9 protein-coding genes and 1 tRNA gene are annotated in these 9,291 nt (G+C 59.5%); 2 read left to right on the forward strand and 8 right to left on the reverse strand.

Annotated elements, in window-relative coordinates; genetic code table 11:
• Nucleotides 1–8: 8 nt before the first annotated feature.
• Nucleotides 9–791: a serine O-acetyltransferase gene (cysE, locus tag AC07OT_RS09225; protein ID WP_092358316.1), complete on the reverse strand. Its 783-nt coding sequence runs from the start codon at nucleotides 789–791 to the stop codon at nucleotides 9–11.
• Between the two features lie 2 nt (nucleotides 792–793).
• A complete protein-coding gene (gene trmJ / locus AC07OT_RS09230) occupies nucleotides 794–1,564 on the reverse strand; it encodes a tRNA (cytosine(32)/uridine(32)-2'-O)-methyltransferase TrmJ (RefSeq protein WP_003210307.1) in 771 nt (256 codons plus the stop codon).
• Nucleotides 1,565–1,709: 145 nt separating this feature from the next.
• Here trmJ and suhB point away from each other — a divergent pair, with 145 nt between their 5' ends.
• On the forward strand, nucleotides 1,710–2,525 hold the full coding sequence (gene suhB, locus AC07OT_RS09235; protein ID WP_003175971.1) for a type III secretion system regulator SuhB: 816 nt from the start codon (nucleotides 1,710–1,712) through the stop codon (nucleotides 2,523–2,525).
• Between the two features lie 108 nt (nucleotides 2,526–2,633).
• On the opposite strand, the gene AC07OT_RS09240 is transcribed toward suhB, so the two are convergent.
• From AC07OT_RS09240 to queA, 6 genes are all read right to left on the reverse strand, one after another.
• Nucleotides 2,634–3,176, reverse strand: a complete 543-nt coding sequence (locus AC07OT_RS09240) for a glycine zipper 2TM domain-containing protein (protein ID WP_015885750.1) — start codon at nucleotides 3,174–3,176, stop codon at nucleotides 2,634–2,636.
• A 124-nt stretch (nucleotides 3,177–3,300) separates the two neighbouring features.
• Nucleotides 3,301–4,215, reverse strand: coding sequence for a protein translocase subunit SecF (gene secF / locus AC07OT_RS09245; protein WP_495100469.1), 915 nt, complete (start codon nucleotides 4,213–4,215; stop codon nucleotides 3,301–3,303).
• 9 nt (nucleotides 4,216–4,224) lie between these two features.
• Nucleotides 4,225–6,093, reverse strand: a complete 1,869-nt coding sequence (secD, locus tag AC07OT_RS09250; RefSeq protein ID WP_027605408.1) for a protein translocase subunit SecD — start codon at nucleotides 6,091–6,093, stop codon at nucleotides 4,225–4,227.
• Between the two features lie 62 nt (nucleotides 6,094–6,155).
• Nucleotides 6,156–6,494, reverse strand: coding sequence for a preprotein translocase subunit YajC (yajC, locus tag AC07OT_RS09255; protein ID WP_003175975.1), 339 nt, complete (start codon nucleotides 6,492–6,494; stop codon nucleotides 6,156–6,158).
• A 43-nt stretch (nucleotides 6,495–6,537) separates the two neighbouring features.
• Entirely contained in the window at nucleotides 6,538–7,653 is a 1,116-nt protein-coding gene (gene tgt / locus AC07OT_RS09260) for a tRNA guanosine(34) transglycosylase Tgt (RefSeq protein WP_003175976.1), read from the reverse strand.
• Nucleotides 7,654–7,658: 5 nt separating this feature from the next.
• Entirely contained in the window at nucleotides 7,659–8,708 is a 1,050-nt protein-coding gene (gene queA, locus AC07OT_RS09265) for a tRNA preQ1(34) S-adenosylmethionine ribosyltransferase-isomerase QueA (RefSeq protein WP_495107927.1), read from the reverse strand.
• A 108-nt stretch (nucleotides 8,709–8,816) separates the two neighbouring features.
• Between queA and AC07OT_RS09270 the strand changes: the two genes are divergently transcribed.
• A tRNA-Leu gene (locus tag AC07OT_RS09270) sits at nucleotides 8,817–8,901 on the forward strand.
• Nucleotides 8,902–9,291: the final 390 nt, after the last annotated feature.

A 9,291-nucleotide genomic window follows, 5' to 3' on the forward strand; every position in this document is an offset into this window, starting at 1 on the left:
GCGAGATCTCAGCCAGCCTTGGTTGCGGGCTCACTCTTGATCTCGGCAAAGTCCTCTTCGCGCAGCTCAGGCAGGTCTTTTGCACAGTAGCTGCTGCCCAACTCCTTCAGCGCGCCACACATACCGTCCAGCTTGCCGTCCACCGCTTGCAGGTGGTCAAGCAACTGGCCGATGGCGCGCGCCACCGGGTCGGGCATGTCCTCACTGACACCGTAGGCATCGAAACCGATTTTCTCGGCCATGGCCTTGCGCTTAGCCTCCTGCTCATCGCCCACGTCCGGCTTGACGATGATCCGCCCCGGAATACCCACCACTGTGGCACCGGCCGGCACGGCCTTGGTCACCACGGCGTTAGAGCCGACCTTGGCGCCAGCGCCTACGGTGAACGGACCAAGCACCTTGGCACCCGCGCCCACCACCACGCCATCCTCCAGCGTCGGGTGGCGCTTACCCTTGTTCCAACTGGTGCCGCCCAATGTCACGCCCTGGTAGAGGGTCACGTCGTCACCAATCTCGGCAGTCTCGCCAATGACGATGCCCATACCGTGATCGATAAAGAAGCGACGTCCCACCTTGGCACCTGGGTGAATCTCGATCCCGGTCAACCAGCGGCCGAAGTTCGACACCAGCCGCGCCAGCCATTTCCAGCCCATATTCCACAAGGCGCCGGACAGGCGATGGATCCAGATCGCGTGCATGCCCGGGTAGCAGGTCAGCACTTCAAAGGCGTTGCGCGCCGCCGGATCACGATGGAAAACACTCTGGATATCTTCTCGCAAACGCTCGAACATTTTTAATCCTTCCGCTTAAGAAGCTCGCCACGGGCCGCTTTCTGGGTTTCCGTGAGAATGCCACGCAATATATTCATTTCCGCCCGGCTGACCGAGCTGCGCCCGTACAGGCGGCGCAGGCGCGCCATCAAGTGTCGAGGCTTTTCCGGATCGAGGAATTCGATGGCCACTAGGGTTTGCTCCAGGTGCTCATAGAACCGCTCCAGCTCGTCCATGGTGGCCAGCTCGCCACTCTTGGTCGACGCCACTTCATCCTTCTCTACCTTGCTCGGCTGGCCTTCAGCGGCCAGCCAAGCCATGCGCACTTCGTAACTCAACACCTGCACCGCTGCTCCGAGGTTCAGCGAACTGAACTCAGGGTCTGATGGAATGTGCACGTGATAATGACATCGTTGCAGCTCTTCATTGGTGAGGCCGGAGTCTTCACGGCCGAACACCAGGGCGATTTCAGCACCGCCGGCCGCCTCTTCCACCACCTTGGTACCGCACTCACGCGGATCCAGCAGCGGCCAGGGGATGCGGCGGTCACGGGCACTGGTGCCAAGCACCAGGTTGCAGCCGACCAAGGCGTCTTCCAGAGTGGCGACCACCTGGGCTTTTTCCAGGATGTCATTGGCGCCGGATGCGCGGGCATCGGCCTCGTGGTGCGGGAACACGCGCGGCTCGACCAGCACCAGGCGCGTCAGCCCCATGTTTTTCATGGCTCGCGCCACCCCGCCGATATTGCCGGGATGACTGGTATTGACCAAGACGACACGAATGTTTTGCAGCAAGGTAGGCGCTCTCGGACACGGGAAAGGGGAGCAAATCTTACAGAACAGCCTAAGGTTATGCCATGAAAGCTAACGTCGTCCTTCACCTGAAGAAAGTTTCTGCTAGAATGCTCGGCTTTCTTTAACAACCTTAGGTGACACATCCATGCAGCCCATGCTGAATATCGCGCTGCGCGCCGCCCGCAGCGCCAGTGAATTGATCTTCCGCTCCATCGAGCGCCTGGATACCATCAAGGTCGACGAAAAAGACGCCAAGGATTATGTGTCCGAGGTGGATCGCGCCGCTGAACAGAAGATCATCGACGCGCTGCGCAAGGCCTACCCTACCCACGGCATCCTCGGCGAGGAAACCGGCCTGCACAAAGGCAGCGGCGAAGGCGAAGACTACCTGTGGATCATCGACCCACTGGATGGCACCACCAACTTCCTGCGCGGCATCCCCCACTTTGCCGTCAGCATTGCTTGCAAATACCGTGGCCGCTTGGAACACGCTGTAGTACTCGATCCTGTTCGCCAGGAAGAATTCACCGCCAGCCGTGGCCGTGGCGCCCAACTGAACGGTCGTCGCCTGCGCGTCAGCGGTCGCACCAGCCTGGACGGCGCCCTGCTGGGTACCGGCTTCCCGTTCCGTGACGACCAGATGGACAACCTGGAAAACTACCTGGGTATGTTCCGCGCCCTGGTTGGCCAGACTGCCGGCATCCGTCGCGCTGGCGCGGCCAGCCTGGACCTGGCCTATGTGGCTGCCGGTCGTTTTGATGCGTTCTGGGAGTCAGGCCTGTCCGAGTGGGACATGGCTGCAGGCGCCCTGCTGATCCAAGAGGCCGGCGGCCTGGTGAGCGACTTCACCGGCGGTCATGACTTCCTGGAAAAAGGCCACGTCGTTGCCGGCAACACCAAATGCTTCAAGGCCGTACTGACGGCGATCCAGCCGCACCTGCCGGCCTCGCTGAAGCGCTAAACGAGCGAGCATAAAAAAGCACCCTGCGGGGTGCTTTTTTTATGCCTGTGATTTGTTTGGTATGAGCTTAAATACCAACACCACCACAAATCAAATACAAGAAAAGGCTTACTGCTGGTTCTGGCCCAGGACGAGACGCCCTTCCTTGTCGACTGGAATCTGGCCGCCCGGATCACGATCCATGCGCACCGAACCTTCCTTGCCATCCAAGGTGTAACGCACGTCATAGCCGACGACCTTGTCACTGATGTCGTTGACGGTGTTACAGCGAGTCTGGGTGGTGGTATAGGTATCGCGGTTCTGCATGCCTTCCTGAACCTTGTTACCGGCGTAACCACCACCGACCGCACCGGCCACGGTGGCCAGCTTCTTGCCGTTACCGCCACCGACCTGGTTACCCAACAGACCACCGGCCAGTGCACCCACCACGGTACCGACGATCTGATGTTGATCCTGCACCGGCTTCTGCCGGGTTACTGCGACGTCCTTGCAGACTTCGCGAGGTGTTTTAATCTGGGTTTTCACCGGCTGCACCGCCAGCACTTGCGCATACTCAGGGCCGCTTTTTACCAGGCTGTAGGTGGCAACAGCACCCCCGGCAGTCACACCGACAGCACCCAATACCGCACCAACCAGTAACGACTTGTTCACGTTGAACCTCCTGACCATCACAAACGGACCGAAAGATCCGCGCTATACCCAGCCTTGGAGCAAAAAAAAAGGCACGAGTTCAATACTCGCGCCCTTTTCGTAACAGCAGATCAACAAGCGCCCATCAAGGACGGTCGTCGACCTCCTTGCCAGTGGCGGCAGGAGGGATCAGGTCTTCGCTGTTGAGGTTCAGCCAGATCAGCACCACGTTGGCGATGTAGATCGACGAGTAGGTGCCCGCCAGGACGCCGATGAACAGCGCCAGGGAGAAGCCCCACAGGTTGTCGCCGCCGAAGATCATCAGCGCCGCGATCGCCAGCAAGGTGGAGATCGACGTCGCCATGGTCCGCAACAGGGTCTGGGTGGTGGAGATGTTGATGTTCTCGATCAGCGACGCCTTGCGCAGTACGCGGAAGTTCTCGCGGACCCGGTCGAATACCACGATGGTGTCATTGAGGGAGTAACCAATGATCGCCAGCACGGCCGCCAGCACGGTCAGGTCGAAGGTGACCTGGAAGTACGCCAGGATACCCACGGTCACGATCACGTCGTGGATCAGCGACACAATGGCGCCGACACCGAACTTCCACTGAAAGCGGAAAGCCAGGTAGATCATGATGCCGACCAGCGCCATCAGCATGCCGAGGCCGCCCTGGTCGCGCAGCTCTTCACCCACTTGCGGGCCCACGAACTCGACGCGCTTGACCGACGCCGGGTTGTCGCCACCCACCTTCTGCAAGGCCTCGGCTACCTGGTGACCCAGTTGCGGGTCTTCGCCAGGCATGCGCACCAGCAGGTCGGTGGTCGCACCGAAGCTCTGCACGATGGCTTCGTGATAGCCGGCCTTGACCAGCTCACTGCGCACCAGGGTGACGTCGGCAGGCTTCTCGTAGGTCAGCTCGATGAGCGTACCGCCGGTGAAGTCCAGACCGTAGTTCAGGCCCTTATGGAACCAGCTGAACAACGCCAGAACGGTAAGGAGCACGGTGACGCCGAACGCAATGTTGCGAACGCCCATGAAGTTGATTGTACGTAACATGGCAGCCCCTTAAATCCACAACTTCTTGAAGTCACGCCCGCCAAAGATCAGGTTGACCATTGCGCGGGTCACCATGATGGCCGTGAACATCGAGGTAAAGATACCGAGGGACATGGTTACCGCAAAACCTTTGACCGGGCCGGTGCCCATGGCAAAGAGGATCCCGCCAACCAGCAATGTGGTCAGGTTGGAGTCGAGAATCGCGGTAAATGCCCGGCCGAAGCCTTCGTTGATTGCTCGCTGTACGGTCATGCCGGCGGCGATCTCTTCACGAATCCGCGAGAAGATCAGCACGTTGGCATCTACCGCCATACCCATGGTGAGTACGATACCGGCGATACCTGGCAGGGTCAGCGTGGCGCCCAGCAGCGACATCAGGGCCAGCAGCATCACCATGTTGCCCGCCAGGGCCACGGTGGCAATGATGCCAAAGAAGCGGTAGATGGCGATGATGAACAGCGACACGAACAGCATGCCCCACAAGGCCGCGTCGATACCCTTGGTGATGTTGTCGGCACCCAGGCTCGGACCGATGGTACGTTCTTCAGCGAAGTACATCGGCGCAGCCAGGCCACCGGCACGCAGCAACAGGGCCAGCTCCGAGGATTCGCCCTGGCCGTTCAGGCCGGTGATGCGGAATTGAGCACCCAGCGGCGACTGGATGGTCGCCAGGCTGATGATCTTCTTCTCTTCCTTGAAGGTCTGCACCGGTACGTCTTTCTCGACGCCGTTGACCATTTGCTTGGTGTAGGTGGTCACCGGGCGCTGCTCGATGAAGATCACCGCCATGCTGCGACCAACGTTGCTACGCGTGGCGCGGCTCATCAGTTCGCCGCCGTGGCCATCCAGGCGGATGTTCACTTCAGGGGTACCGTGCTCGCCGAAACCGGCCTTGGCGTCGGTCACCTGGTCACCGGTGATGATCAAGCCACGCTCGATCAGCGCCGGAGGACGATTGCCTTCACGGAACTCGAACTCTTCGGAAGTTGCACGGGAAGCACCCGGCTCAGCCGCGAGACGGAACTCCAGGTTGGCGGTTTTACCCAGGATGCGCTTGGCTTCAGCGGTGTCCTGCACGCCCGGCAGCTCAACCACGATGCGGTTGGCGCCCTGACGCTGAACAATCGGCTCGGCCACACCCAGCTCGTTGACGCGGTTACGTACCGTGGTCAAGTTCTGCTTGATGGAGTATTCGCGGATTTCCGCGATTTTGGCCGGGCTCATCGCCAGACGCAGTACCGCCTGACCATTCAGGTCGGCCGGTACGATGTCGAAATCATTGAAGTTCTTGCGGATCAGCGCACGGGCCTGTTCACGGGAAGCTTCGTCAGAGAAGCCCAGCTGGATGGCACCGTTGAGCTGCGGCAGGCTGCGATAACGCAACTTCTCTTTGCGCAGCAGGCTCTTCACGTCGCCTTCATAGACCTTCAGGCGTGCGTCGAGGGCTTTGTCCATGTCGACTTCCAGCAGGAAGTGCACACCGCCGGACAAGTCCAGACCCAGCTTCATCGGGTGCGCGCCAATGCTGCGCAACCACTGTGGGGTGGTCTGTGCCAGGTTCAGCGCAACGACGTAGTCGTCACCCATGGCCTTGCGTACGACATCTTTTGCCGGCAATTGGTCTTCTTGCTTGGTCAGGCGCAACAACCCGCCCTTCGCACCAGCTGCCAATGTTGCCGCTTTAACCTGGATACCCGCGTCGGCCAGTGCCTTGCTCGCGCGCTCCAGGTCAGCCTGGTTGACCTGCAGCGACGTGCTGGCGCCAGTGATCTGGATCGCCGGGTCATCAGGGTAAAGATTGGGAGCGGAATAAATAAAACCGATCGCCAGCACCGCCAGGATCAGTACGTATTTCCACAGAGGGTATTTGTTCAGCATCACGCCGCCCGCTTATAACGCGGGGCGCCTTGCGCGCCCCGTCGATTGGTAAAGGTTGGAACTTAGATCGCTTTGAGCGTGCCTTTTGGCAGCGTGGCGGCGATGGCGCCCTTCTGGAACTTCATTTCCACGGTGTCGGAGACTTCCAGAACCACGAAAGCATCGGAAACCTTGGTGATCTTGCCCGCGATACCGCCGGTGGTCACGACTTCGTCGCCTTTCTGCAGGCTGCCCAGCAGGTTCTTCTGCTCTTTGGCACGCTTGGCCTGTGGACGCCAGATCATCAGGTAGAAGATGACCAGGAAGCCGACCAGGAAAATCCACTCGAAACCACCGCCCATAGGGCCGGCAGCAGCAGGCGCAGCGGCGTCAGCCATGGCGTTAGAGATAAAAAAGCTCATTTAGCACTCCAGTTGCAAATAGTGAATCTTAGGGTCGGAAAACTCAGTCCAAGGGCGGCACAGGGAGCCCGCGCTTGGCATAGAAGGCATCGACGAAGGCGGCCAATGTACCCTGTTGAATAGCCTCGCGCAAACCAGCCATCAGGACTTGGTAGTGACGCAAATTGTGGATGGTATTCAACATGCTACCCAGCATTTCCCCGCATTTGTCCAGATGGTGCAGATAAGCACGGGAGAAGTTCTGGCAGGTGTAGCAATCACAGGTGGGATCCAGCGGCGAATCATCATGGCGATGGAACGCGTTACGGATCTTGAGCACGCCTGTATCGATGAACAGATGCCCATTGCGGGCATTACGGGTTGGCATCACGCAATCGAACATGTCCACACCGCGGCGCACACCCTCTACGAGATCTTCGGGTTTGCCAACGCCCATAAGGTAACGAGGTTTGTCAGCGGGCATCAGGCCTGGCAGGTAGTCCAGTACCTTGATCATCTCGTGCTTGGGTTCGCCCACCGACAAACCGCCGATGGCCAGGCCGTCAAAACCGATCTTGTCGAGGCCTTCCAGCGAGCGTTTGCGCAGGCTTTCATGCATGCCGCCCTGGACGATACCGAACAGCGCCGCGGTGTTGTCGCCATGGGCATTCTTCGAACGCTGGGCCCAACGCAGGGACAGCTCCATGGAAATCCGCGCGACGTCTTCATCGGCCGGGTACGGCGTGCACTCGTCGAAAATCATCACGATGTCCGAACCCAGGTCGCGTTGCACCTGCATGGACTCTTCCGGGCCCATGAATACCTTGGAACCGTCCACCGGAGAGGCGAAGGTCACGCCCTCCTCCTTGATCTTGCGCATGGCACCCAGGCTGAACACCTGGAAACCACCCGAGTCCGTGAGGATCGGGCCTTGCCACTTCATGAAATCATGCAGGTCGCCATGCTTCTTGATCACTTCAGTGCCTGGACGCAGCCACAGGTGGAAGGTGTTGCCGAGGATGATCTCGGCGCCGGTGGCGACGATGTCACGCGGCAGCATGCCTTTGACGGTGCCGTAGGTGCCCACGGGCATGAATGCCGGGGTCTCTACCGTACCGCGCGGAAACGTCAGGCGGCCGCGACGGGCCTTGCCGTCGGTGGCGAGCAATTCAAACGACATACGACTCATAGTTGTTCCTCTGGGCCGCGCGGCGCCGGATTACGGGTGATAAACATCGCATCACCGTAGCTGAAAAAACGGTATCCATTGTCGATGGCTGCTTTGTACGCCGCCATTGTTTCGGGATAACCCGCGAAGGCCGACACCAGCATCAATAGCGTGGACTCCGGCAAATGGAAGTTGGTCACCAGGCAGTCGACCACATGGAACGGCCGGCCTGGGTAAATAAAGATATCGGTGTCGCCACTGAATGGTTTGAGCACGCCATCACGCGCCGCGCTCTCAAGGGAGCGCACGCTGGTGGTGCCCACCGCAACCACCCGCCCGCCGCGCGCCTTGCAGGCGCTAACTGCGTCCACGACGTCCTGGCTGACTTCCAGCCATTCGCTGTGCATATGGTGGTCTTCAATGTTATCCACACGCACCGGCTGAAACGTGCCGGCCCCCACGTGCAGGGTCACATAGGCTGTCTCGACGCCCTTGGCGGCAATCGCATCCAGCAGCAACTGGTCAAAATGCAGCCCGGCAGTCGGAGCGGCAACCGCACCGAGGCGCTGGGAATAGACCGTTTGATAGCGCTCACGGTCCGAGTCTTCGTCGGGGCGGTCGATATAAGGAGGCAATGGCATATGACCGACGCGCTCCAGCAACGGCAAAACCTCTTCGGCGAACCGGAGTTCGAACAGCGCATCATGACGCGCCACCATCTCGGCTTCACCGCCACCCTCGATGAGGATGCTCGAACCCGGTTTCGGCGACTTGCTGGAGCGTACATGGGCCAGCACACGATGGCTGTCCAACACTCGCTCCACCAGAATTTCCAGCTTGCCGCCGGATGCTTTCTGGCCAAACAGCCGTGCCGGGATGACCCGGGTATTGTTGAACACCATCAGATCGCCCGGATGCAAATGCTCAAGCAAATCAGTGAATTGACGGTGTGCGAGGGTGCCGCTGGCCCCGTCCAGGGTCAGCAGTCGACTGGCGCGACGCTCGGCCAAAGGGTGGCGAGCAATCAGCGAATCAGGGAGTTCAAAAGTAAAGTCAGCAACGCGCATGATGGGGTTCGTCTAGCAGGGCCGGGAAGTCTAGCGGAAATAGTGAAAATAGACCATGAAACGTGATTGACCAACGGTAATCTCATCTCTATACTTCGCCGCCATTGAGCCCTGATGGCGGAATTGGTAGACGCGGCGGATTCAAAATCCGTTTTCGAAAGGAGTGGGAGTTCGAGTCTCCCTCGGGGCACCATCTTAAAGAAAGACCTTGAATTTCAAGGTCTTTTTTTTCGTCTGCAGAAAAGCGCCCTGAGGCCGCGACAGCCCCCAGAGAGCGAGATAGTGCGATCCCCCTCAACCCCCACCATAAAGTCCAGCAGGCCCACTCACAGGCCTTGCGAGAACACTAAAACGACCCTTGGTTACCCCTGGACCCACCCAAAGTACTGCTAGCGCTTCGAGCGGAGATCCTGTTTCACGCAATGGGCGTGGACTTTAGCACTGAAGCCCCTCCCGAGGCGCTTCTTCGCACTTTCCGACCGCCCAAAACAAAACCCCATCTGCTCTCGCAAATGGGGTTTCGGAATTTAATCTTGACGATGACCTACTCTCACATGGGGAAACCCCACACTACCATCGGCGA

This window comes from Pseudomonas sp. GW821-FHT09C10 (assembly GCF_059418085.1).